We start from the raw sequence: 25,773 nt of genomic DNA on the forward strand, positions 1-25,773 counted from the left end.
CAATATTTCCGGATCCATTGTTTGCAAGCAGCAAAATTCGCAAACCCTTAAAACTCACAACTCTCTAACTCTCCCACACTCCGATCCCGAAACTCGCACCCCGTACCTACTTATCATAATTCGCCATCACAAATTCAAAGTAATGAATCATTTTCAGGTAATTCTCGATACTCAGGTATTCATTGGTACTGTGGATGCTCTGTTGCTCTGAGCTGTTGATCCTGATTGGCATAAACCTGTAGATATTTTTGCTTACGATCTGGTATTTATAGGCATCGGTTCCGGCCATAGTAAGATAGGGAGTCACGATGGCACCGGGATATATTTCCCTGACTCCGGCTTCTATCAGTTTAAATCCTTTCGTATTGGAAGGAGAAACCGCGGAAGCTTCTCTGGTATTGTCGATCTCTTCTACCTCTACGTCGAAACCTTTTGTGGCTTTTGCAATATGCTCATGAACGTCTTTCACTGTATTTCCGGGAAGGAGCCTGAAATTGACTACAAATTCGACTTCGGGAGACAGAACATTTGTGCCGTCGCTTCCTTTCATCATCGTTAAAGCAGTTGTTGTACGTACCAAAGCGTTGGTGGTGTTATTTTTGGTAAGCTGGAATATAAGAAGAGGTTTTAGCAACCATTGATTAGAAAGGGCCAGTCTAGTAGTCCATGGCATTGCGCCCCCGATATTGTTAAAAAAATCTTTGATGAGCGGGGTGATTTCAGGTTTCATCTGATCGTCCTCAAGACGCTGCATGATCACTGCTGCTTTTCCTATTGCGCTTTCCATAGGAGGCATAGAGGAATGTCCGCCAAGTCCTTTCACCTTTATTTTTGCGGATAAGAATCCTTTTTCTGCACAGCCTACCACAGCGATATCGGAATCTACTCCGGCTACATTTCCTTTCCGCATGATCAGACCTCCTTCATCATAAACTGCATCGAACTGAAGCCTCTTTTTCTTAAAATAATCCGCAATCTGCATCGCTCCTTTCTGCCCGCCCACTTCTTCATCGAATCCGAAAGCCAGATAGATATCCCGTTGGGGAATTTTTTTGCTTTTAACCATAGCATCCATTGATTCCATCAGGGAAAAAAGCATTCCTTTCATATCGATGGCTCCCCTCCCATAAATCCTTCCATTGGCAACAGCTCCAGAAAAGGGTCCGAAATCCCAGTCTTCCGCTACTTTTGAAACGGGTGGCAAAGGTTTGTCACCAGGTCTGAAAATATTCTGCTCATTATTTTTCACATCCGCATCTCCGGGTGGTACCACATCGATATGGGAAAGGAAAAGTATAGGCTCCAATGCAGGGTTACTTCCTTTAAGCCTGAAAACCAAAGCATGGGTATTAATTTCAATGTTTTCTGTGTGCTGATATACTGAAGGATATGATGCTTTCAGATATTCTTTAAACTGATCAAACGGAGTGTAATTGAATTCGCCCAGACTTCCCGTAGAAACTGTAGGTATTTTGATTCCGCCTGACAAACGGAGTACGGCAGAATCATTTTTTATGGGTTTCCATCCTTCAGAAGTTTCTGCTGTAGTTTTTTTGAACGGATAGGTATACATTTTGATCAGCAGTATAGCAACCAAAATAACAAGAATACCGAGAACGGCTAAAAGGAACTTTTTCATAGCGAAGATTTGTGTGGTGTTGATGTCTAACAAATATACCAAACAAAAGTGCTACAACCATGTTAAAAACAAAGTATTTCCCAAAGACAAGATAAAAAACCGCTATCAATACCGGCTCAAAAGTCCTGAATTGACTTCAAAAAACAGTTTTGTATTTTCCTTTCTAAATTTTTCACCGGTTTGTTTTGCAGAATTATTGATCGAAATAAAACGCACTACTCCTTTTTCCGTCTGTCTGAAGACTTCGATAATATAATACCCATTATAGTCATAGGCATATAAAATTCCATTCTGCATTTCTTTTTCGGGAGTTTTAATGGAGAAATTATTCTTTATATCTGCCAAAGTTTTTCCAGCGTAATAAAACCCCAGCATATTGTTGTAAATACTGATCTTCGTATAGGTAAAAAGAACCTGTGAAGAAGTTTTTTCTTTAAGCTTATTAAGGATATTGCCAACATCTTTATTGGTGAAAAAGATGAATTTTTTCTCAACCTTATTGAATATATAATCTCCATAAAAGTTGACATCCAGTGTTTCGTTCTGAAGAAATAATTTTCTTGTTATGTTTTCGGAATCGGGAACTGCTTCTGTATGGATGGGCTTTATGTAGTTGGTACAGGAGAATGTGATGAGAAGTGTGATGAAAAAGAGATAGGAGATTGTTTTCATAGGCATTTTCTTTATGTAAATTTAGTTTTTTTTACGGGTATTCAGGTTATGAAGGTATTATCCGGTTCATTATCCGCCTGAAGCATTTCAAGCTAACGAGAGCCTTACAAAGTGGCTCTCAATGATGAGCTAAATGGAAAAATTGCTTGCTAAATAAAACTTCATAATAAATAAAACCTCGCAGATTGCGAGGTTTTATTTATATATCACACGATAAAATTATGCGGTAGCGGGGGACTTTGTTGCTTTATTACAAATTTCAATAATTTTTCTTAATTCTAATTCTATTATAACTATTAATTAATAATCAGCACTTAATAAATCTTAGTTATATCGATACTTTGAATTTCTTCAAGGCTAATATTATAAGTCGTTCTAGCTAGAATATTTTTTATATTCTCTGGAAGATCTTCTAATCTCAAAGGATTCCTTGGGCTTGCCACCATATGATAATTCGGATCTGTAAATTGATTCGGATGTGTTTTATCGAAAGAATAGAGACCCTTTCTTGTCATTAGTGCATAATCTTCAATATATCTTTCATCTATCCCAGAACCAAATACTTTCATCAGTATATTGTTCAGATCCGGATTAATTATTATTTCAGATATTTCAGATATTTCAGGTAAATTTCTAAAATAACTAGCTAACACAAGATTATCTTCTTTAGATTTGGCAATAGATTCAGGCAATTTTCCACCACCTGATGCCATAAAAGACACATATTTTCCATCGGTAAAAAACCAATCTATATCTAAGGTTTGTTGTTCTATTTCTGTATACATAAATAATAATATTCTTTTATTTTCCAAAAGTTGCTTTACAAGTTTCGCACATTGGAATCACCTTACCATTCCTAGGCCTTATAGCTTCTGTAAAATTAATATCGCTTGGAAGAGCTTTTGGATTTAATAATAATTGATTTCCATTGTAACATTCTGAGCAGCAACCAACAGCTCCTCCTGAATTAAATGGTCTAGCATTTAAACCACCCAGTTCATCTACTACTCCTTTTAATTGGTTTGTTATAACCGTAGGGTATACTTTAATTATCTTTTAATTTCAAAATCTCTTATCATATATGTATTTAAAAAAACCAGCTGCTGTATTTACAGGAACAGCTCCCGCAGGTAGCCAATACCTCTATATCTAACCTCCAAGTACTTGTTTTCCATCATTAAGTTTTGCGGCGAGGTTTTATTTATTATTTGCCACACGATAAAATCGTGCGGCAGCGGGGATCTTTGGTCATCTTTAGAATCCCATTGAGAATCATAACCATTTCTTCTTGAATTACACCTACTATTTGCATGTGCTCCTATTTGAAGACCAGAATAATTAAACCCAACTACATAACCTGTAGCTGCTCACATAAAATTTCTGACATCGTCAAACTGTAAATAGTATTTATACCTTCAAATCTGACATGATAAGAAAAATCATTTTGGTAAACATTTGTCCCAATCAAGCCTAACTTCCTTGTGAGATAATACACAGAAAAAAATCTTATTTACGCTAATACCTATTTTACCTAAATTAATCGTGAAATACAACGGCATATAAAACTGTAATTGCTATAAATAAAAAATATAAAACCACTAAAGTCAATGGGATAATAGATATTAATTTATTTTTAAAATCATTTTCTACTTTACTTTTTTTAATATTATTAATAAATAATAATATAAAAATAAATAAACCGGGTATGAAATATAAAAAAAGTAAAGTAGATCTTATTTTTTTACCTTCGTAAGGATCTATTCTATAAATAAAAATGACACTTATAATAAATAATATGAACAATATTAAAGTTATAATTGGGTTAAAAAAGTTTAATATTTTTTTCATAGCATTATTTTCCAGTTATTAAAAATCTTATTCCATTGAATACAGACCACTTAATAAACTTTGCTTTCGGAATATTCTGAGTGGTCTCATGGTGAAAACCATCCAAACTCTATAAATTTTCTTTCAAATAATCAGAAGTAATAAATCCATAGATTAAAATTGAAAAAATATAAAGAAAATAAACAATAATTAAAAACATAGGAATAGATGAGATAAAAATATTTTTACGATTCCTATTTTTTTACTTGCAACAAAGTTATAAATGGAAACAACTAAAAAAAATATTATTCCAGGTAGAAACAAAAAGAAATTAAAAAACTGCGCTGTTCTAATATAAATATGTTTCACAGACAGTTCAGAAGTCTGACCTATATAATTTATTGATAAATAAATTATTATAAATAACACAAATAATATTAAAGTTATAATTGGGTTAAAAAAGTTTATTATTTTTTTCATAATATTATTTTTATTTGCCATTTGTTAAAAATTTTCTCCCGCCAAATACTGATCTTTGATCTGCAGGCGTATCGATTCTACCACTTGAGAAAATCTCATTTAAATTACTCCCACCATATACTTCAGCAGAACTTAATCCAATAAATTTTGACCATCCTCCCCACATAAAATTGCCTGCATCCATTAAGCTGTACATTATATTGGTGTTACCAAATCTAAAATGATAGGAAGAATCGTTTGCATAAACATCATTTCCAATATCCAATTTCCTTGATAAATAATGTGCTGAAAAATCTGCTTCTCCCTGTGTGGATTCATAAGCAATCAAAGCATAAGCAGAAGCAAGAAGACTTGGAGCAAGAAAACCAGCAGTTTTGCTTCGTACAAGCAGGCTCATTATCTTAGTGTTGCTAGGCACACTTCCAACTGCTGTTAAAAATTCTGGATAATCTATCTGATTATAAACCTGATCTCCAATATCATACTTTTTATTTAAACTTATTTTATCTACACCTAGAGGATCATTAAAAAATAACTCTTGATTTCCATTACTCATATCAAAAAATCTATTTGGCTTAGAATTTCTGAATATTGTGGAAACTTTTCCATCCTTACTTAAGTATATATCATCTTTAGGTTTCTGCGAATTCATAGAACTTTGTAATGACCTAAAAGCAGATTGAGCCTCTTCTCCTGTATAAGTAACATCCAATGTTAGATTAGCATACACACTTTCCGTCCATGGAGAAGATTGTCTTCCATCGGAATCTATAAACCTAATGGGATTATTGAAAGCATAATTATATGGACTATATCTCGTCATTTTCTCAGCCAAAGGATCAACAGCACTCCATCTTCCAATATCCGCCATATACATTCTCGCTCCATAATCATACATCCCCGTCTCTTGCAACTCTTTCCCATTGTATTTATATTTATACGCAGGATTTCCAGATAAAACATTATACCCTTCATGCTTCAATCCAAACGGATAATAATTACTTTCCTCAATGATCTCTGCTCCTGAGCTATTTTTAAAGTAGCTCAAACGTATATTTCCTAAATGGTCAGTATAATTATACACATATTTCCCGGACTCAAAATTAAAATACCCCTCAGCAGTTGGTAAAAACTTCAATGTACCATTTTCATACTGGAAACCATCTAAATAATCTGTGGTATCTGTACCGAAGATCTTTTTTACTTTTACCCCATCTGCCCTGTAAGTGTAATCTGTTATTTTAGAGTTTTGGGTAAACTTTTCCGGTAAATTTAGATAATTATATTGAATAGAAGCAATCCCTTTATCCTGCTGAACCGTCATATTCCCATTCAGATCATAGATAATTGTACTTCCGGTGCTTCCTGATGAAAGCGGATATCCGCTTAAAGCATTCCCTGTACCTATCTCTTTAAGATAAGCAAGTTTATTACTCTGCTCCCCATTTTCATAATGGTATTCAAGGTTATCCATAACTTCAGGCGCGGTATATCCTGGAAGCTGTCTTCCTCTTCTGAGCATAGATTTAATATTCCCGTTCAGGTCATAGGTAAGCTGCTCATAGTATTCTCCCCTGTCCAGATTCATAGCGTCCCAGAAACGTCCTTCTTTAAGACGGTTAAGGGAATCATATTCATAGGAATAATTCCTCATTACAGCATCGCTTTGGGTAATCCAAGACATCTGAGAGATGTTTCCATTGTATCTGGCAGAACCGGAGAACTGACTGTTCGGTCTGTTATACCTCAACTCGTAAGCAAAGAGTTTATTCTGCATATCGGAAGGTTCATTAAGTTTTGTGAGCCATCCTCTGATGTTGTATGCATATTTAACATTCTGCAACGCACTTCCTGTAGTATTCCCTACGTTTTTTGTCTGTATCTGGCCAAGATCGTTGTAAAGGTTTTCTGCAAGGAGTTCCTGTGCGCCACCATTTACCTGATGCCAATGCCTCACCAATCTTTCCTGATGATCGTACTCAAAAGTTTCTTTGATATTTACTTTTATTCCATCTGCAGCTCTTTTATGCTCGGTAAGTGTATATTCCGGAGCCCCTGAAAATTTCAGAAAACTTTCAGTTTTGGTATATCCCCCAGATGATTAATCGAATAGGCAGATATTACTCTTCCTTTCTTGTCATAATAAGTATAGGTCTTTGTCCAGTTATCATTTTCAACATTTTTCACATAAGAAGCTGTAGGCAGGCTCTTGGTACTAACATTCGAACTTTGAACATCCTGAGGCAATACTTCCTGGCCTAAAATTGTTGCCGGAATTGCCGAAGCATCCTGAGGGTAAGTATCATAATAATTGACTATAAGGACCATGTCAATACTTGTAGGATAAGAAACGTTTCCGTATCCTATATTCATTCCGTTCAGAGTAAGATTTCCCCCACGGGTTTCATAAGAAACGCCCGCTGGCTGATTATCAATGTATGCCTGAATGTTTTGCCTTGAAGTTCCATCCCTTGAAATTCCTGTATAAACAACTCTTCCAAACTGGTCATACTTGGTAAAAGTCCATGAGTTATCTGCTGTAAAATTCGGTATCCCGTTTTTCAGAACAATATCCCGGTACAGAACAATCTGGTCTTTTTTGTTGTAAACCATCTGCTCGGGACCTTTTCCAGGAAGCTTTTTTCTACCAGCCTGTTTCTGCCATCATATTTATACTGATAACATAAATGATCCAAAGCTGCAGCAGATATTGATGCGGAAGCAGAAGCCAAAGGAGGAATTACAAACGCCAGCTGATCATATTCATTGTACACATAATAAGTATCTGCATTTTCTGAAGAGCTTATAACTTTTCTGACTAATATGGTTTGTCCATTACCGTTTTTGTATTCTATGGTTTTATTGTTATCTTCATCAGTAACAGTATTTTTATACAGTTGTGCTTCCCCATAAGTTCCAGGAGTATTTAATTCAGAAGAAGTGGCTCCATCCGCCCAAGTAGTGGTGGTGGTATATTTTTTCACTTCACCTGCTGTATTGGTCTCATAACCGAAAGTAACAGGTTTATTTTGCCAGTCGGCACCTGGATTTTTCTGGCTCAGAAGCCTGTCAAGCGGAGAGTTTTCTAAATTTTTATGACTGAACGGAAATGAATCATTTATTCCGTTCCCTTGATAATAAGTATTAGCGCTACTTTCTACCCCTGCCTGAATATTTCCATTTTGCGAAGACACAGGAACCGGGAGCCAACTGTCAACCTGTCTTCCAAACCCATCATAAGGAATGTGAGTGACAAGATCTTTTCCTGTAGGGGTAGATTTTATGCTTACTGACTGCTTAGGTCTTCCAAGACCATCAAAAAACTGTACACCCTGTATCTGCTGCAGAGATCCGTTTGACTCTTCAGTAGGGACTAAATACTGCCTGGTATAAATATAATTTTCAGTATTTGAAATATTAGTCGAATAATCAACGGTGATAGGTGTATACGTATTCCCAGGATTATTGGAAGAAGATCCTCCGATATAGGCCCGAAATGTCCCGCTAACAGAATTGAAACTAAATCCAGGCACCATGCGTATGATTTGAGGATCTGCAACCTCCGTATTAGGAGCGGGAGGAGAATTCAAGACTACCTGGCCATAGTGATACATACCCAGTACTAATCCTATGCTTATGTATATTTTTTTATGCATAATTTTGAATTAATGGATAAATATTAAGAAACTGTTCTTGTTCTTTTAACTGGTTATTGCCAGACAGTAGAGTTGCCACATGATTTACAACTGCTTCTGGCAGCTGTATATCAACAATGAATATTATCTTTTTCATAACAGTGTTTATTTTTGATATTCAAATAAGAAGTTTAAAGGATTAGTAGAGGATCCATCTACAGTTCCTGAGATAAGTGTTGCGGTACAATTTCCTGCTGTATCAATAAAGATGCTCCATTTACGATTAAAACTGCTCTCATTATATGTTATTGTTCGATTTACAGATGGTACACATTCTGATCCTACCTTACCTATATTCACACCATTTGCCCAGTTCTGCCAAATACCATAGCCTGAGAAATAAACTTTAAAATAAACAGTTCCGTTTACTGTTGTAGTAGAATTATTACTAAACTGAGGACTACCTACAACCGATGAAAATGTAAAGCTACATGAAACAGGAAAAGAACAGGGTCCATTTTGATTGGCCATGTTTTGACCATTAGTATTAATATCGTCTAGTGCCTTTTGATTTGCTGCTAATAAGCTTACATCAGAGGTATAAGTACCTGCTGGAACAATATAAGTATATGTACCTCCAATTCCATTCCCTGCACAATTTGTTCTTGTGAATGTCTCACTTTTTTCTTCGTTTAAAAAATTCACAGATGTACTTGTTGCATATCTATATTTAAATTCTTTTAATATTTTATTGTTTATATCAACAACTTTTTCCAATCTATTAGTGACGTCATATTTATAATATTCTCTAATTCCTGAAGGGGGTGTAATGCTTGTTACTCCAATTAAAGGGTCATAAGTATAAGTTGTAATTTGATAATTAGCCAAATTGATATTTTTTCTTAAATTATCTTCTGCGGTCATTAGACCCTGTTCATTGTTAGGATTTAATGCATCGTTATTGGATGCTGTTACAATATCATTAATATACATAGCAATATTATCGTACCGAGCTCCTTCTATTTTCGCTATTGGTAGGGAAAAGTTGTATCCCCAAATAATAGATACAGGTACTTCATCTTTAGTAGTATATTGAAGAAGATTTCCTTTTACATCATATTTATCCAGAGTTATTTCTGTAGGAGAATTATTGCTCAAGTAGTCATAAGATGTTACAGATTTTGGAAGTACAAAATTGCCAATCTGGGCATCTGGTAAAGACGTTGGATACACAGTCTCAGTTTTTGACAAGGTCTTTGTAATTCCATTATTTGTTTGGGTCGTAATAGTTTCCAATGGAACACCAACAATATTTTTACCGATTAACAGCTGATTCCCTTTCTCCTGCGCATAATTATAATGTATTTCATTTACTGAATTATCCGGATTAGTAATTTGGTGAACATTAGACTGATACTTATTATTATATGTAATTAAAGATTTTGTTTCTACATAATTATTTGATCCTGCCGGGAAATATTCTTTTGTTGTTGAGGATTCTAGCAGAGATTTATATAAACTGATTGTATAATTGTGGATAAGCCCCGCATAAGTAGGTATTATTGCACTTGTAACCGTTGGACTAACAGCTGAAACAGGTCTTGCCACCAAACTTGTAACTGGTTCTAAGATAGAAGCAGATAAAAAATAGGTATTCAGGTTATCAGGATAATTGAATTTATATTTATATGATATTTCTTTTATTAAATTATTGCTGTTATCATATATTTGTTCCTTGGTCAGATCTCCATTGCCGATAGCCAATGAGCTTCCCCTCGCAATCATACTCAAACACGATTTATTATAATTATTCACATAATAGCTATCTGTTTTACCTTTTCCTGTAACTGATTCTGTAACTTTAGAATACCCTATATGACTGCCTTGGGGAAGAGTGGACATTCCCTGTGATTGAGATCCCTCATATATTGAAATCCTGAAATTTTTTTGAAGCATTGAACAACTCGGTTCAGAAGTAATTAATGTGCTCCCATAATAACTTCCATATATGGTTCCTCCTTCATCATATCGTTTGAAACATCTGTTCTGTATTTCATAAAATTTTGGTATCTCTGCTAAAATACCATTGGAAATCATTTTTGAGCCATTATTTGTAAGTTCTTCGTAGGTATAATTTTTAATCAACGCTGTTGCTCCTGGATTTTCTTTAGTTTTAATACTTTTAACCCTTACTCCTCCTCCTATACTATAATCACGATCAATACCCATATTGGCGTTATCTAATAAAGATTGCAACGGATAATTAGAAAAAGTATTAGGTTCATATTCAAATTCTGTTTCCGCTCCCGTAGGATAGCTAATGTTTGTTAACAAACCCGCTAGAGAATTTAATGAAGCTCTACGATCTGATAAATAATGTTTGTTATTGCTCGAAAAATTAAAATATCCAGTAGATAGATCTGGTGGAACGTCAGGACCATATTGAGCTTCATACCAATAGCCAGTCTGATCTTGATTGAATGAAGTAACATTAAATATTGTTTGATCTTTTAAATATTTTGTCGGATCTGGGATGAAGGTATCACTATTATTCTGTCCATTATAATATCCCCAGAAATCAGTAGAAAAACTTAACTTATTAGGAAGATTGTATGTTGAATTATAGTTAAATGAATATTTTTCGTTAGTTAAAGATTCTGTTACATTAATTAATTTTAACCTGTGTGTAAATATTTTATTATTTGGTGCCCCCAACCAAGTTACTATGGCGCTTGTATTGAGATTATCGTTAGATATAAAATATTCATAATTAAAATCATACTGTTTAATTAATCTATAATTATTATAAATCTTAATAGAAGACAATTTTTTAGAATTATTAATATCTTCTCTATCTGACCATGTAAATTCTATTTTTCCGTTTGTAAATTCTATTTTTTCAATAAAACTTTCGTCTATTGTTTGTTTATTACATTCAGTAAGACCTTTACCTTTTAATAAAGATAAGAAAGCATACCCCCCAGAATCAGGTGAATATTCAATGTCTTCTCTGGTATTTCTACAGCCCGACAATCTGTCAGCATGTAATGTTGGAATATATGAAAAATTAACTTTTCTTCCCGCTGGATCTTCTATTTTTGTAAGTAGTTTGGATACTCCTGTAACTCCTCCATATTGTCCTGTTGCAGAGGTACTAATTTCTTGTGCCCCATCAAACGAATAAAGTATTCCGTTGTCATCTGTAACCTTAAAATTATTTCCGCCATTATTGGGCACATATCCTCCATTAGGAATTAGTTTAAAATCGATATTAGCCTGTCCAGCAAATGCAAATTTAGGATAGTCAGTTCTAGTTGTTTTTGACATGTCCAAATATGCCTTATAGGTCTTATTGGGTAGGTTTATTTGAAATAAATCGGGCTGCAAGTCCCAACCTGTATAAGTTGCTAATCCGGAATTATTATCGTCAAAATTATTCGTATAAAAAGAATAGATTGATGTACTATTATTCCATGAAGGAGTTGGACAACCTGATATAGAACCTACTGTACCATTTGCATTTTTAGGATAGACATTATAATATCCATACATATTAAAATCATTTGCACCGGCAACAACTTGTGAAACTCTTCCCCCGGCATTTAAACTCCAGCCTAACCCTACTGAAGATGCTTCTTCATTTACTTTTATTCCGCCTGAATGATAAGAAATAGAAATTGGAATTTCAATAGCTCCTTCTTTAATTGTATAAATTGGAATACTAATATCAGGAACTCCTGTATATAAAGAAACTGGAGTTTCTGAATATTTGAATAATGCTGCTGCATTAGGCGACTGTACAGCTGTATTGTTTACAGCATTTTGTATGATAGATTTTGAACCTGTAGGAATCTGGGCCTGCGCCTGCATTATTATCATAGACAGGCTAGAAATCAGTATAATTATTTTCTTCATTGTGTTATTTTTTTATCAGTTTAGCACTAGCCGTTTTATTATTATCCGTTTTTATCGTCACCAGATAAGCCCCCTGAATCAAATTCTGAGTATTTATTTTAGTAACCTTATTCTTTGTCTTCAAACTCTGAAGCTGTCTTCCTCCCATATCATACAACATAATATCAGCCTCCTTAAAGTCAAAGCCTATTTCTACATAAGTATAATCTGATACAGGGTTCGGATAAATTTTAATGTCTTGTTTTTCAATTAATTGATCAAGCTGCTTATCTCCTAATTTTACAATCTTCCAGTTCTCTTTTCCAAGCTCTTCCGCACTGGTTCCTGCCAGAATGATAGAGCCGTCTCTGTTCAGTTTTATATCAGACAATCTTTCTTCTCTTTTTCTGGATTCTCCTTTTACGTGTTTTCTCCACTTTTCATTGCCATCCTGATCCAGATACAGCATCCAGAAGGTTTCATCATCAGTCTGTATTTTTCCTTCCGCCTGGGTGTAGCCTCCTAATAAAATTCCTTTGGAAGATTTATCATCCGCTGAATGAAGTACGCTGGTTCCCATCAGAATATCCCTGTTTCCGAAATTGTAGGATTTCTGCCAAAGCTCTTCGCCTCTTTCGTTTAAGGAAATTAGCCACAAATCGGTTCCTTCTTCTATTCCTACGGTTTTGTTTCCAGATCTTTCGGATCTGGATTCTCCACCTATTAAATATCCTGTTGATGTTAAAGCAAGAGTTCTTATATGGTCATCTGATTTTCCTCCATAATTCTTTTCCCATTCTACTTTTCCTTCTTTTGAAAGTTTGATAATATAATAATCACCCTCACCAAAGTTTTCAGTTTTCTTAGAACCTCCTGCATTGCTTCTTGAATAGACTCCTAGCAAAGCACCGCCATCTTTAGTAGGAATAATTTTCTCTACTTCATCTAATCCTTTCCTCCTAAAACTGATTGGGATACTTCTTTTCCATCTTTATGAAGCTTTACAACCAGAACGTCTTTTGAACCATATCCTTTGGATGAATTCTGAATATTTCCGGCAATGAAAAATCCTAAATCTGTACTTTGAATGACGGATCTGGCTTCCTCATCGGAAGAGCTTCCTAATGTTTTCTGCCAAATTTCATCACCAAATTCATTTAATCTGATGAGCCATATGTCAGAGCCACCTTTGGAATCTTCTTTTTATCTAAACCTTTTCCGGAGTAAGAAGTACCAGCAACAAGAAATCCTCCCTCCTGGGTAGCTATAGAAGCTGACAAATAATCATGATTCTGACCTGAAAAATATTTCTCCCAGACTTCTTCTCCCTGCTGGTTTAATTTTACCAAATGGAAATCGTAACCGTTATTTTGTTTACTATTAGAGGTCCCTGAGCCTGTCGAAGGGCCGGATTGAATTGAACTTCCTGTAATTAAGTATTGACCGTCAATGGTTGTAGTAATCTGGCTTAGGAAATCCTGAGTATTGGATTTGATGTCTTTCTGCCATAATACTTCCTGGGCAGAAAGCCCTAGAACCGTGCATAGAATACATGCACCAGAGTAAATTTTCTTCATCTGTTTGTGTATTTAGTTAACGTTAGTTTTTATAATTCACGGCAAATTTAACATTTTTTAACACGCATACAAGTCTCATTGCAGAGATTTAACATAAATCATATCACTTGCCTGTGTTTTTTAATATTTCAAATGATTACTGGTGTAAAGATATCGACGGAAAGCGACAAAACTTGTCGCATAAAATAAAAAGGGCCAACCCCCGAAAGGATCAGCCCAAAACATTAACTGTTTATTGAGAATTATGATGTTTTATTTCCAGCCACCGCCTAAACTCTTGTAAATATCTACAACGGTGCTCAGCTGTTTCTGTTTAGCTTCGATCAGCTCCAGTTTTGCATCCAGAGCATCTCTCTGGTTCAGAAGAACTTCAAGATAATCAGCTCTTGAATTTTTGAATAACTGGTTCGCAATATCAATAGACTGATCCAAAGCTTTGGTTTCCTGTGATTTTAACTGATAATACTGGTCTATATTTTTAACCTTTGACATAAGGTTGGCTACATCCAGATAAGCATTCAAGATCGTTTTATCATATTCATACAGAGATTGTATCTGCCTTGCATCAGCCGTCTGGAAATTGGCTTTGATCGCACTTTTGTTGATCAGCGGACCAGCAAGCTCACCAGCAAGGCTCGTCGCAATAGATTCCGGCAATTTAACCAGATAAGAAGGTTTGAAGGCTTCCAATCCCAAGGTTGCAGAAATTTCCAATGACGGATAAAATTCCTTTCTGGCAGCTTCTACATCGAGCTTTGATGCTTTTAATTCTAATTCTGCCTGTTTAATATCCGGACGGTTTGCCAATAACTGAGAAGGAATTCCTGTATATACCGTTTGAGGCACTGTAGACATGAAACTTTCTTTCTTTCTCACAATGGGCTGCGGATATCTCCCCAGAAGAGCATTGATCTGGTTTTCCTTTTCCGTAATATTCTGACGGATGGTATATTCTGCCGCTTTTGACTTCGCCAGCTCAGCTTCAAACTTTTTCACTGCCAGTTCGGTGGCAGCAGCAGCTTCTTTCTGAATTTTGGAAATTTCCAGGGCTCTTTGCTGCAGTTTAATATACTGTTGAATAATATCTAGCTGGTTATCTAAGGCAAGCAATTCATAATAATTGTCTGCCACTTCCTCAATAAGGTTGGACAATACGAAGTTTTTCCCTTCTACGGTAGAAAGATAATGAGCAACAGCCGCTTCTTTCTCGGTTCTGAGTTTTTTCCAGATATCAATCTCCCAGTTTGCCATCAGGCCTCCTTCAAAATTACCCAGCGGATCCGGCATTTCTTTCCCGGGTTCTATTTCCGTAGTAGCATCACCTGCTCCTTCGCTTGTATAACGGCCGGACTTTTTCACTCCGGCTCCAATTCCTGCTGCAACCGTAGGAGTTAATCTCCCTTTTTTGGCTAAAACACCACTTTTGGCAATTTCAATTTCCTGAAGAGTGATCAGTAATTCCTGGTTGTTCTTTAAAGCTGTTTCAATTAAGTTTACCAGATCAGGATCTGTAAAGAATTGTCTCCAGGGTGTAGTTCCGCTGTTATTATTGGCATCTCCCTGATCTTCCTGATTAAAATTCTGAGGCACATTTTCCTTCATCTCGTCTTTTATGACGGTCGCCATTGGCGCCTTACAGCTTGCTAAAACAAGCGATAAGGCAATGGCTGCTATATATTTATTATAAATCTTCATGTTTGTCATCGTGTTGGTAAGGTTCTGTTTGTTCAGTTAAAGGATTTTCTTCTTCATACTTTGCCAGTTTAGATTTTTCAGCAATGGTTCCGAAGATGTAATACAATCCAGGAATAATCATTAATCCGAAAATAGTTCCGATCAACATCCCTCCTGCTGCGGCTGTACCGATTGTTCGGTTACCAATAGCTCCCGGCCCGGTCGCCATTACCAACGGAATCAAACCTGCGATGAATGCAAATGATGTCATCAGGATCGGACGGAAACGGATCGCAGCTCCTTCAATGGCGGCCTGAGCTACCGGAATCCCCTCTTCTGCTTTCTTCTGTACGGCAAACTCTACAATCAATACGGCATTTTTACCCAAAAGACCAATCAACATGACCATTGCTACCTGGGCATAAATGTTGTTTTCCAATCCCAATAATTTTAAGCATAAGAAAGCTCCGAAAATACCCGTCGGCAATGATAAAATTACCGGCAACGGAAGAATGAAACTTTCATACTGTGCAGAAAGAATCAGGTAAACGAATCCTAAACACACCAGGAAGATAAATACCGCTTCGTTTCCACGGCTTACTTCATCTTTGGAAATACCTGCCCAGTCGATCCCGAAACCTCTTGGAAGGGTCTTATCCGCAACTTCTTTGATCGCTGCAATTGCCTGTCCGGAACTGTAGCCCGGCGCAGGGGTTCCACTTACCTCAGATGAATTATACATATTATGTCTCGTGATTTCAGATAAACCATATACTTTTTCCAAATGCATAAAGTCTGAATACGGAACCATCTGTTCCTTATCATTTTTAACATATAATTTTAATAAATCTGTCGGCAGCGCACGGTATTGAGGACCTGCCTGAACAATTACCTTATACGGCCTGTCGAAACGGATGAAACTGGTTTCATAGTTGGAACCGATTAACGTAGATAAATTATCCATTGCATTTTCAATCGTTACCCCTTTTTGTTCGGCAAGGTCATTATCTACTCTCAACATATATTGAGGGAAACTCGCGGAATAGAATGTAAATGCAGAACCAAGTTCAGGACGCTTTTTGAGTTCCCTTACGAAATCGTTACTTACTTTTTCCATTTTCTGATAATCTCCACTTCCTGCCTTATCCAGCAAACGAAGCTCGAAACCACCTGCAGCACCATAACCCGGAATGGATGGGGGCTGGAAGAATTCTATATTCGCACCCGGAATATTTTTAGCTTTTTCTTCAAGCTTTTCTATAATTTCTGCGGCGGATTCTTTACGGTCTTCCCAGCTTTTTAAGTTAATCAAACACGTACCGGAGTTGGAACCTGTACCTTCTGTCAGAATTTCATAACCTGCCAGTGAAGAAACGGATTGTACTCCATCTATTCCTTCAGATTCTCTCAACAATTCTTTAGCGATCTGGTTGGTTCTTTCCAGTGTTGAACCCGGAGGTGTCTGAATAATCGCATAGATCATTCCCTGGTCTTCTGCCGGAATAAATCCTGAAGGAAGTGAGTTGCTCAGGAAGAATGTACAGGCACAGAATGCTAATAATAAAGGTAAAGTGATGGTCTTTTTCTTAACCGTTTTATTAAGCATTCCTTCATATTTATTGGCTCCTTTTGTAAATAAACCGTTGAATTTATCAAGGAAAATGGTAATCGGAGTTCTTTTCTTAGGTTTTCCGTGGTTGTTTTTCAAGATTAAAGCACACAGAGCCGGCGTCAATGTTAAGGCTACAACTCCTGAAAGGATAATCGCAGAAGCCATTGTAATGGAGAACTGACGATAGAAAACTCCAACCGGACCGGACATAAAGGCAATCGGAATAAATACAGATGCCATTACCAAAGTAATTGCGATAATCGCACCGCTGATTTCATGCATAGCTTCTTCTGTAGCCTTTAACGGAGATAAGTGTTTTTCTTCCATTTTGGCGTGAACGGCTTCAATTACCACAATCGCGTCATCCACAACAACCCCGATCGCCATTACAAGGGCAAACAGCGAGATCATGTTTAACGTAATTCCAAAGGCAGACATGATGGCAAATGTTCCCACCAATGAAACCGGAACCGCCAAAGCAGGGATCAGCGTTGAACGCCAGTCTCCCAGGAACAGGAATACCACTATGGCCACCAAAATAAAGGCTTCAAATAAGGTATGAACTACCTTTTCAATCGAGGCATCCAGGAATCTTGATACGTCATAGCTGATATCGTAGTGCATTCCTTTCGGGAAGGTGGTTTTCTGCAATTCGGCCATCAAAGATTTTACATTCTTGATAACGTCACTTGCGTTGGAACCGTATGATTGTTTTACGGTGATTGCGGCAGAAGGTTTTCCGTTCAGTGTAGAATAAATATCATACATCGAGGAACCGAATTCGATATCTGCCACATCTTTTAATCTGATAAATTCTCCGTCAGGTTTTGCCTTAAGGATAATATTTCCGTAATCTTTTTCATTGTTGAAACGACCCGGATATTTTAAAATATATTCAAATGACTGCGAACGCTTTCCGGAACTCTCCCCTGTTTTACCCGGAGATGCTTCCAAACTTTGTGCATTTAACGCTTCCATCACTTCGTCTGCCGAAATACTGTAAGCCGTTAATCTGTCTGGTTTAAGCCAGATACGCATCGCATATTCTCTTGTTCCAAGGATATCTGCGAAACCAACCCCGCTTACCCTTCTCAGTTCAGACATTACGTTAATATCTGCATAGTTGAAAAGGAACTTCTGGTCAGCTTTCGGGTCATCACTGTACAGGTTGATGTACATCAGCATGTTAGGCTCCTCACGGGTAATTTTTACCCCTTCACGAACTACCAATGGCGGAAGTTTGTTTACTACCGAAGATACACGGTTCTGAACGTTTACTGCTGCTACGTTCGGGTCGGTTCCCAAATCGAAAACCACCTGAATAGAAGCTTCCCCGTCGTTTCCGGCATCGGAGGTCATATATTTCATACCCGGCACCCCGTTAAGACCTCTTTCCAATGGAATAACCACGGATTTGATCAACAATTCGTTGTTGGCACCCGGATATTCTGCGGTGATGTTTACTTTTGGCGGTGAAATGGACGGGAACTGCGTTACCGGGAGTTTTACCAAAGACAAGACTCCCATAAATACGATAATCAAAGAGATTACGATAGACAGAACAGGTCTGCGAATGAATTTCTTAAACATAAAAATAATGATAAATTATTAATGATGAATGATAAATGATGAGTTTGAACAATGTATGATCAATTATCGCTTATCAATTATCGTATTCTACTCTGCTTTTAATTTCAATGATCGAAGAACCTTTTTAGGATCCTGGGCTTTTGTCTGAACTTTCTGATCGTCTTTCACTTTCTGAACTCCTTCCAATAAGATTTTATCTCCCACTGCAAGTCCTGATGCCACAACGTAAACGTCCGGAAGCTCATAAGCAATCTTGATATTTTTAGACCTTGCCACTCCATTTTTATCCACTACGAAAACGTATTTCTGATCCTGAATTTCGTAAGTTGCTTTCTGAGGAATGATTAAAGCATTTCTCAACGGCAAAGTCATTCTTACTTTTCCGGTTTCTCCGTTTCTTAATAATTTATCAGGGTTCGGAAATTTGGCTCTGAAGGCAATGTTCCCTGTTTCACTGTCGAATTCTCCTGTAATGGTTTCAACCTCCCCTTTTTGCGGGAATAAATCTCCGTTTGCCATCAGCAGACCTACCTGATTACTTCCTCTTGAAGCTACATTTCTCTGATAATTAAGATATTCAGGTTCTGAAACATTAAAGTAGGTGTACATATTGGTGTTATCGGAAAGGGACGTCAGCAAATCTCCTTCATCCACCAGACTTCCCAATCTCAAAGGTAATCTGTTGATAATCCCTGAAAACGGAGCTTTAATGTCTGTAAATGACAAGTGAATCTGAGCCAGCTTAGCTTCAGCATTCGCTGCGTCAAGTTTAGCTTTAGCCATTGCTCTTTCGTTTTTGGAAACGATGTTGTTGCTGGCTAATGTACTTGCATTCTTTAATTCAATGGTAGCCTGAGCAACTTCTGCCTGGGCTTTCAGTAATTCCGCCTGGTACAATTGGGGCATGATACGGAACAATGTCTGTCCCTGATGCACGTATTGACCCTCGTCTACATAAATTTTTTCAAGAAAGCCTTTTTCCTGAGCCCTAACCTCGATATTCTTTACAGATCTTATCTGGGCTACATATTCTTTGTCAATTACCGTATCCATCACTACCGGAGTGGTTACGGGATAAACCGCAGCTTCTTCTTTTTCTTCTTTCTTCTTGTTGCATGCTGTAAACAACAGAAGACTGCTTAGCGCAATACTTGCGACAACTCTTTTGATCATAATTCTAGAGTTTATATAAATCGTTAATGTTTTGAATGGAAAGTGGTAATAGATATACTGCACCGTGATGATTACCGGCATACGCAACGCAGCTGATCTCCATCCGCATAGTGGACAGAAAACAGATTGGGAAAAAACGGAATTTTAAATTCTGATAGAACGGATCAGAATGAATGTTTTAACATTGGAATAGAGCGAAAGAAAGCCCGGTATAACAGGTTTTCTGCTTTTTGAAGAAGATAGGCCAAAAATATAAACCAGGCTGAAAACACCGGCAAAAACAGCAAATAGCTGTATGGTATCGGACAGCTGAAAGTCGTCTTCAGTAAGTTCCAGGGTTGAATTATCCATCTGATCGGCCATCTGCTGTATGGATAGCTTTTCAAAAGTCTGATTCAGCCGGTTGGCTTTTTTAGGCATATGATGAGAAACATGACCTGAATAGTCATTACGGAGTGTTTTAACACTAAGTCTGCTTTCTACTACGAAAAGCAGAAAAAGGCCGGTTAAAAAGTAAATAATAAAATTTCTCATTTGAAGTCGCAAATGTACGTCCAGAAAGGCATACGCTCATAACAGATTAACAAAATTTAACTCTTCTTTAAATAAACTAAATAAGAAAATTTGAAATTTTCACAATGGCTTTTAATTGCTTTTAAAATTTAATAACAGATATGAGTTCCTTTATTCAACGGTATTTCCGCAAGAATGCACTTATTTATGTCTATTAAACGTGAAAAATGGAATTTACAGCGGTATGATTTAAATCATTTTTTACTGTGTATCAGCATTATGTAATTTTTAATAATTTTGCAGCCAGTAAAAACAACAAATGTAGAACATGGAAAAACTGTATTATTTTATTCTTCAACCGTCGGCTTAACGTAGTCTTTTCAACGGTGATCTAGCCTTACAATCTTTAAAGAACACAGTGCTTTTCAGGGTTTTTGAAAACTACTGTTAGGAGTCTGTAATGCATAACGGATAAAAAAATCTAATTAATTTATGTAAAATTAACATATATTTATTAAAAATATTTGTAAATTTATGTAGTATTAACACCGCTATTTCATGACACACTTACAAATCACTTATCACTATGAAAAAATTATTTACATCGGTCCTTATCGGGCTGGCAGTCCTTTCTTCAACAGCATGTAAGCATCCTGGTAAAGAGGCAGAAGTTGTAACGGAAGCCGCTCCTGAGAACAGGGATGAAATCTCAAAAGATGTTTTCACGGACAGTTATGGGGAAAAAATTGAAGTCACCATTAATCATACAAAAGGTACGGCAACAGTTCATCTGGAAGGCAAAACCTATGATCTCAAAAAAGTGACGCTCTTCCGGAATATACCGCCAGCAATGAGGAATATCAATATTCCAATATTAAAGGAAACATTACTTTACTGAAAAAAATGTAGATATGGTTCTCTTTCATGCAAAACGTGAAACGAATGGATCAGGATCTGCGAAAATGGCTTCTTATTAATCTAAAGCCTGAAATATATTACCACCAAAATAATTATTATGAAAAACCTGTATTACTATTTATCCGCTCTTTTATTACTCGTATTTCTTACGGCATGTAAAACAACTACTCCGACAGCAGAAAAAACGACTGATATTACGGGCAAAACATGGAAACTAACGGAACTGAACGGACAACCGATCCAACTTAAAAATCCTAAAAACAATCCATATTTCAAGCTTAATACGGAAGGCATGAGATATGAAGGTCATGCAGGATGCAACGGGTTTGGAGGTACTTATGAAATCAAACCTGAGGTGATGAGGATCAAGTTCAACCAGGGAATGTCTACCATGATGGCTTGTGAGGATCTGGAAACTGAACAATTATTTACAAAAGCGGTGCTTGCAGCAGATAATTATTCGGTAAACGGAAATACGCTGACGCTTAATAAAGCAAGAATGGCTCCTCTGGCTAAATTTGTTCTTCAGCCGTAAAACTAAAGGCTAAAGGGTAAGAAGGCAAAAGTCTTCAATATATTTACGATAAAAAAGGTGGCTTCGAGTTCCTCGGCCACCTTTTTTGTTAAGATTTTTTATAAATCATGTAGCAGACCAACAAGCTTATGTTAACAAGAACCGCAAAAGCATTTGATAAAATGATGGGCAATTCGTCTTTAATAAAGCCGTACCAGACCCAGAGCGACAGTCCTGAAATAAGAACCAGAAGCATTACTAACGATATATCATCTACATTTTTATCTTTTATTACTTTAATGAGTTGAGGAATCATGGAGATGGATGTAAGAATTCCGGCTATTATACCCAGGACATTTTCGTTCATAGTTTAATTCTTTCCCTGAAGATAGGAATTATTTAAATCTATCGAGGGAAACTTCCTCGTGAAGTGGTACATTTTGTTCAATAAACTGATAAAGGCTTCTGGAAAAATAGCAGCCGTTAAGAATTCCCTTGCGCCAAGGCCATTGAAAACATATAAATTTTTAAATAACTGATGTCTTCCGATGATGGGTCTTCTGTCCTTTACGGTTGGTCTGAAACCAAAGTTTACTTCTTTCACTTCAAAGTCATAGGGATAAATTTCAGAAAGGCCGTTCACAAGCTGCGTGACGGCGGATTCATCAATATGGTGATGGAGCTGTTCCCTGTCGTAGGTTCCTCCATAGAAATGAAGCCCGTTATCTGTTGGAAATAGGAAATGTTTCTTTTTAATGGTAACATCCTGTGGAATTTCTTCAGACAGTTTTACCTTAATGTGATGACCTTTATTCGGAACTACAGCAATATCCGAGAAAAAAGGATTTTCTTTCACTCCCATTCCTTCACAGAAGATTATATTTTTGAATTTTATATCTTTATAGGAATCTGCGGAGGGATCCAGTTTTTCGTAATCAAACTTTTCTTTAATCAAAAGTTCGTTTTTTTCTAAAAAATCAAATAGACCTATAAAAAATCCATTAACTTCGAGCCTGGCAGACTGATTAACCTTTCCTGTCTTAAAATCGTTTTTTACCACCTCTAAATGATCCAATTTTTGATCAAGAAAGTTAGAAAGTTCTTCATTTCCGGATTTCTTCAGCCAAAGGTTCTGCTCATTTTCGTCATGAAAGATTCTGTGGATGGGTGAACTGATGAGGTAATTTTTTCCTGTGTATGATTCTATTTCATTTAAGGTGACCTTGAGGAAATCAATTTGTTCCTGCGCTTTCCAGAAAGTAGTGAATTTCTTAAGAACCACGGGATTGATAATTCCTGCGGAAACCTGGGATGCACTTTTTCTACCCTCAGAGAAGATCACGAATGATTTATTATTTTTAATTAACTGGTGGGCGAAGAAGAGTCCCGCATATCCGTCTCCAACAATGATATAGTCTATATGTTTCATAATAAAAAAACCTGAGTAAAAATACTCAGGTTTTGTATAAATATCAAGTGAAATCTTAGTAATTCCACATATCATTTTCCATGTTAAGGATTTGAGCCTTGATTCTTTCGCTCTCTTCCAACTGATCTTCAGCATCTTTAGGAATGTAATCCTTAATGGTACCATCTCCTAAACCGCTTGATGATTTGTAAATAACCGAAGAGAATCTTCTACCGTTGATGATATCATCAAAAGAAAGGTCTGCAGAAGAGTTTTTTCTGTTATAAACGTAATTGTTTGCCAGAATATCTCTCGCGTTCGGATAGAAAATCCAGAATAGGTCGATAAGTTCGTCGTTACCGGCGATTGGCTTACCATCTGGTCCTATAACTCCCTGTACAGCAGGATCTGGTCCCATAGCTGCAATTCCAAGAGGTCTGTATTTCATCTGTCCGTCTCTCTTATCGATAAACCACATCCCCATGATTTTAAGAACTTTTACTTTATCGGTAGTAGTTTTGAAAACGTCGGTATATTCTTTTTTCTCCTGTTCAGTTAACTGTCTTCCGGAGTTAAGGATATCAATAGCAGCATCATTGATGATTACTTTTTCAAGTCTCTTCTGGATACCTTCCGGTGAAAGTTTCACGGTAAAGTTTTCGTCATCATAAACCTGCTCGATCTTTCCTGTTAAGGCTCCGTCTAATAATAGCTGGTACAAAGATCTTGTAGGAGTAGCTAGAAGCCCGTCCGGATTGTCGTAGTAGAATGGCTGATTGATCTTATCATTCATATCAATGATTTCCCAAACAAACATACTCTTAAGGATATCTTTATCTTCTACAAAACCATATTCAAGAGGCTTTACTTTGTTATCAATAATAGTATCACCAACTTTTTGTTTGTTTTCTTCTCTCATCTGTCTGAACTCTTCCGGAGAAGCTGCGTTCAGGATAGTCTGGGAAAAAGCAAATCCCGAAACTAATACTAAAAGGGTGCTAATATATTTTTTCATAATAAATTACAATTTTAGTCCTATTGAACATTAATAATTATAGGAGTAATGTTTTTAATCTGCTGTCCTTCCAATCCTTGTGCTGTAGCTTTAATATCGAAGATCGAAACCACATCACCTGTTCTAAGGTTCTTCACTAATCCTGCGGCGTCACCTAATGTGTTTCCGTGAACCAGTAATGCTGCTCTTCCAGGTACTCTTACCATGAACTGTGTCACGTTAAATGAAACAGGGAAGTCGAAGTCCGGAATCGCTGCCTGTACAGACTGGTTAGGAATAGACGTTGCCGGCATCGACAATACGTTCTGTCCTCTCATCTGACCTTGTGGCGGCGGAACATTCTTAATTCTATATTCAAACACCTGAGATACAGATTTTCCATAAGGATCTACTCCTGATAACGTTAGCTTAACTGTATTTCCTGTTGTTGGTTTTACAATCCATTTTCCTGGGCCTGTACCTCTTACAGAAGCTCCCGGAGCAGATAGTGAAAGTTTAGAATTGTCAGCACCCAAGATTGATCCTGAAACAGGGTTCTCAAGTCCTCTATACATTACATTCATCTTATCAGCAGAAAGCAATAGTCCTTTTTCAAGTTTTACTTCTCTAGGTCCAGCAATTACGTTGTAAGTATGCGTCCAAGGGAAACTTTGCGGCTTACCTGAAGCATCTGTCAGAGTAATTGTTCCGGCAAGTTTATGCTCACCAATACCAGATCCTGAAATAGGGATGATCCCTTTACCGTTCTCTACTCTGCTTACACCGGAAATATTGATCTTATTACTGTTTGAATAAGTACCCAACATTACTTTTACTTCAGCCTGTTTTCCTGCCTGGATATCTACCGGACCGGAAACAATAGGTTCGTAGCTTGAGAATTTGATATTCGCATCTACTTTCTCCTGAAGTAATAACGCCAATGCATCAGACTGTACGTTTCTCGCATCATTCTGGATGATCTCAAGGTTTGAGATCGCAGCGATTAACGGCTGGTGATAGAATTTATTCTGAAACCAAGTCTTATCATTCGGAGATTTTCCTTTAGGATATTCAGCAATCAGAGATTTGTTGGCTCTGTCTACTAAATCTTTTAACTGAGGATTATTTCCAAAAGTTGAATTAATATAATTTCTTACATCATCAATTTTAGCTTTTAGTTCCAGAGCTCCTTTTGAAGGTGTATTCTCATCTCCTTCTTTAAAGAAATATTCTGTAGTTGCCTCATTGTTGTTCAATGCAGCGAAGTTTTCACTTACATCAATATCTTTTCCTGTTTTAGGATCTTTGTCATGAAATTCCGACTGCTTTTTCAAAGCATCTTTAATACCTTGAGCAGAGGATACCAATAGATCGATCTTACTTTTTAAGACTTTATAGTTCTCCCAAGGCTGTGCATAGGTATCCGGAACCTGCTGAGCTTTAGCTTCTAACGTTTTTTCAAAGATTTTTTCGTTCTTTTTCTCCGTTAGAGTTCTGGTTTCGTTTAATGCTCTGGTAGAGTCATAGTATGATCTGATGATTTCTGCATCAATATTTAGGGCCATCATCGCGATGAACACCAAATACATCAGGTTGATCATCTTCTGACGAGGGGTCTGTTTTCCTTGTGCCATTCTCTTTTCTTTTAGTTTT

At 36.8% G+C, this 25,773-nt stretch carries 20 protein-coding genes and 1 pseudogene; 2 read left to right on the top strand and 19 right to left on the bottom strand.

From position 1 onward, the window contains the following. Window positions 1-106: 106 nt before the first annotated feature. From N4G44_RS21915 to N4G44_RS21985, 15 genes are all read right to left on the bottom strand, one after another. Complete coding sequence (locus N4G44_RS21915; RefSeq protein WP_474929913.1) at window positions 107-1,639, bottom strand: M20/M25/M40 family metallo-hydrolase; 1,533 nt, start codon at window positions 1,637-1,639, stop codon at window positions 107-109. A 105-nt stretch (window positions 1,640-1,744) separates the two neighbouring features. After that, a complete protein-coding gene (locus tag N4G44_RS21920) occupies window positions 1,745-2,311 on the bottom strand; it encodes a hypothetical protein (protein WP_474929914.1) in 567 nt (188 codons plus the stop codon). Between the two features lie 314 nt (window positions 2,312-2,625). Next, window positions 2,626-3,096 (bottom strand): hypothetical protein, encoded by a 471-nt coding sequence (locus tag N4G44_RS21925; protein WP_474929915.1) that lies wholly within the window; start codon window positions 3,094-3,096, stop codon window positions 2,626-2,628. A gap of 751 nt (window positions 3,097-3,847) precedes the next feature. Next, on the bottom strand, window positions 3,848-4,159 hold the full coding sequence (locus N4G44_RS21930) for a hypothetical protein (RefSeq protein ID WP_474929916.1): 312 nt from the start codon (window positions 4,157-4,159) through the stop codon (window positions 3,848-3,850). A gap of 469 nt (window positions 4,160-4,628) precedes the next feature. Next, on the bottom strand, window positions 4,629-6,575 hold the full coding sequence (locus N4G44_RS21935; RefSeq protein WP_474930121.1) for an RHS repeat domain-containing protein: 1,947 nt from the start codon (window positions 6,573-6,575) through the stop codon (window positions 4,629-4,631). Between the two features lie 107 nt (window positions 6,576-6,682). Next, on the bottom strand, window positions 6,683-7,231 hold the full coding sequence (locus N4G44_RS21940) for a hypothetical protein (protein WP_474929917.1): 549 nt from the start codon (window positions 7,229-7,231) through the stop codon (window positions 6,683-6,685). Next, entirely contained in the window at window positions 7,180-8,274 is a 1,095-nt protein-coding gene (locus tag N4G44_RS21945) for a DUF6443 domain-containing protein (protein ID WP_474929918.1), read from the bottom strand. The genes N4G44_RS21940 and N4G44_RS21945 overlap by 52 nt, the downstream gene beginning before the upstream one ends. Beyond that, entirely contained in the window at window positions 8,267-8,410 is a 144-nt protein-coding gene (locus N4G44_RS21950; protein WP_474929919.1) for a hypothetical protein, read from the bottom strand. The genes N4G44_RS21945 and N4G44_RS21950 overlap by 8 nt, the downstream gene beginning before the upstream one ends. Window positions 8,411-8,418: 8 nt before the next feature. Then, window positions 8,419-12,168: a DUF5977 domain-containing protein gene (locus N4G44_RS21955; protein WP_474929920.1), complete on the bottom strand. Its 3,750-nt coding sequence runs from the start codon at window positions 12,166-12,168 to the stop codon at window positions 8,419-8,421. Window positions 12,169-12,172: 4 nt separating this feature from the next. Further along, the gene (locus N4G44_RS21960) at window positions 12,173-13,051 is read right to left on the bottom strand and encodes a T9SS type A sorting domain-containing protein (RefSeq protein ID WP_474929921.1); all 879 of its coding nucleotides are present in this window, start codon (window positions 13,049-13,051) and stop codon (window positions 12,173-12,175) included. Window positions 13,052-13,304: 253 nt separating this feature from the next. Continuing rightward, window positions 13,305-13,724 (bottom strand): hypothetical protein, encoded by a 420-nt coding sequence (locus tag N4G44_RS21965; protein ID WP_474929922.1) that lies wholly within the window; start codon window positions 13,722-13,724, stop codon window positions 13,305-13,307. A gap of 252 nt (window positions 13,725-13,976) precedes the next feature. After that, complete coding sequence (locus N4G44_RS21970) at window positions 13,977-15,419, bottom strand: TolC family protein (RefSeq protein WP_474929923.1); 1,443 nt, start codon at window positions 15,417-15,419, stop codon at window positions 13,977-13,979. Next, entirely contained in the window at window positions 15,406-18,600 is a 3,195-nt protein-coding gene (locus N4G44_RS21975) for an efflux RND transporter permease subunit (RefSeq protein WP_040996766.1), read from the bottom strand. Before N4G44_RS21975 ends, N4G44_RS21970 begins: the two co-directional genes overlap by 14 nt. Before the next feature lie 87 nt (window positions 18,601-18,687). Next, window positions 18,688-19,770, bottom strand: a complete 1,083-nt coding sequence (locus tag N4G44_RS21980; RefSeq protein ID WP_474930122.1) for an efflux RND transporter periplasmic adaptor subunit — start codon at window positions 19,768-19,770, stop codon at window positions 18,688-18,690. Between the two features lie 147 nt (window positions 19,771-19,917). Continuing rightward, the gene (locus tag N4G44_RS21985) at window positions 19,918-20,307 is read right to left on the bottom strand and encodes a hypothetical protein (RefSeq protein ID WP_040996768.1); all 390 of its coding nucleotides are present in this window, start codon (window positions 20,305-20,307) and stop codon (window positions 19,918-19,920) included. Window positions 20,308-20,872: 565 nt separating this feature from the next. On the opposite strand from N4G44_RS21985, the gene N4G44_RS21990 reads away from it, so the two are divergent. Both N4G44_RS21990 and N4G44_RS21995 read left to right on the top strand, forming a co-directional pair. Continuing rightward, window positions 20,873-21,184: a hypothetical protein gene (locus N4G44_RS21990; RefSeq protein ID WP_474929924.1), complete on the top strand. Its 312-nt coding sequence runs from the start codon at window positions 20,873-20,875 to the stop codon at window positions 21,182-21,184. Between the two features lie 117 nt (window positions 21,185-21,301). Continuing rightward, complete coding sequence (locus N4G44_RS21995; protein WP_474929925.1) at window positions 21,302-21,739, top strand: META domain-containing protein; 438 nt, start codon at window positions 21,302-21,304, stop codon at window positions 21,737-21,739. Between the two features lie 88 nt (window positions 21,740-21,827). Here N4G44_RS21995 and N4G44_RS22000 read toward each other — a convergent pair whose 3' ends face one another. From N4G44_RS22000 to porM, 4 genes and pseudogenes are all read right to left on the bottom strand, one after another. Further along, the gene (locus N4G44_RS22000) at window positions 21,828-22,085 is read right to left on the bottom strand and encodes a SemiSWEET transporter (RefSeq protein ID WP_040996774.1); all 258 of its coding nucleotides are present in this window, start codon (window positions 22,083-22,085) and stop codon (window positions 21,828-21,830) included. Between the two features lie 28 nt (window positions 22,086-22,113). Then, window positions 22,114-23,147 (bottom strand): annotated as a pseudogene (locus N4G44_RS22005) (NAD(P)/FAD-dependent oxidoreductase). Window positions 23,148-23,202: 55 nt separating this feature from the next. Then, the gene (gene porN / locus N4G44_RS22010) at window positions 23,203-24,141 is read right to left on the bottom strand and encodes a type IX secretion system ring subunit PorN/GldN (RefSeq protein ID WP_474929926.1); all 939 of its coding nucleotides are present in this window, start codon (window positions 24,139-24,141) and stop codon (window positions 23,203-23,205) included. 20 nt (window positions 24,142-24,161) lie between these two features. Beyond that, window positions 24,162-25,754 carry a type IX secretion system motor protein PorM/GldM gene (gene porM, locus N4G44_RS22015; protein WP_474929927.1) on the bottom strand — a complete coding sequence of 531 codons (1,593 nt, stop codon included), beginning with the start codon at window positions 25,752-25,754 and terminating at the stop codon, window positions 24,162-24,164. Window positions 25,755-25,773: the final 19 nt, after the last annotated feature.

Source organism: Chryseobacterium sp. GTID13, from assembly GCF_056172655.1.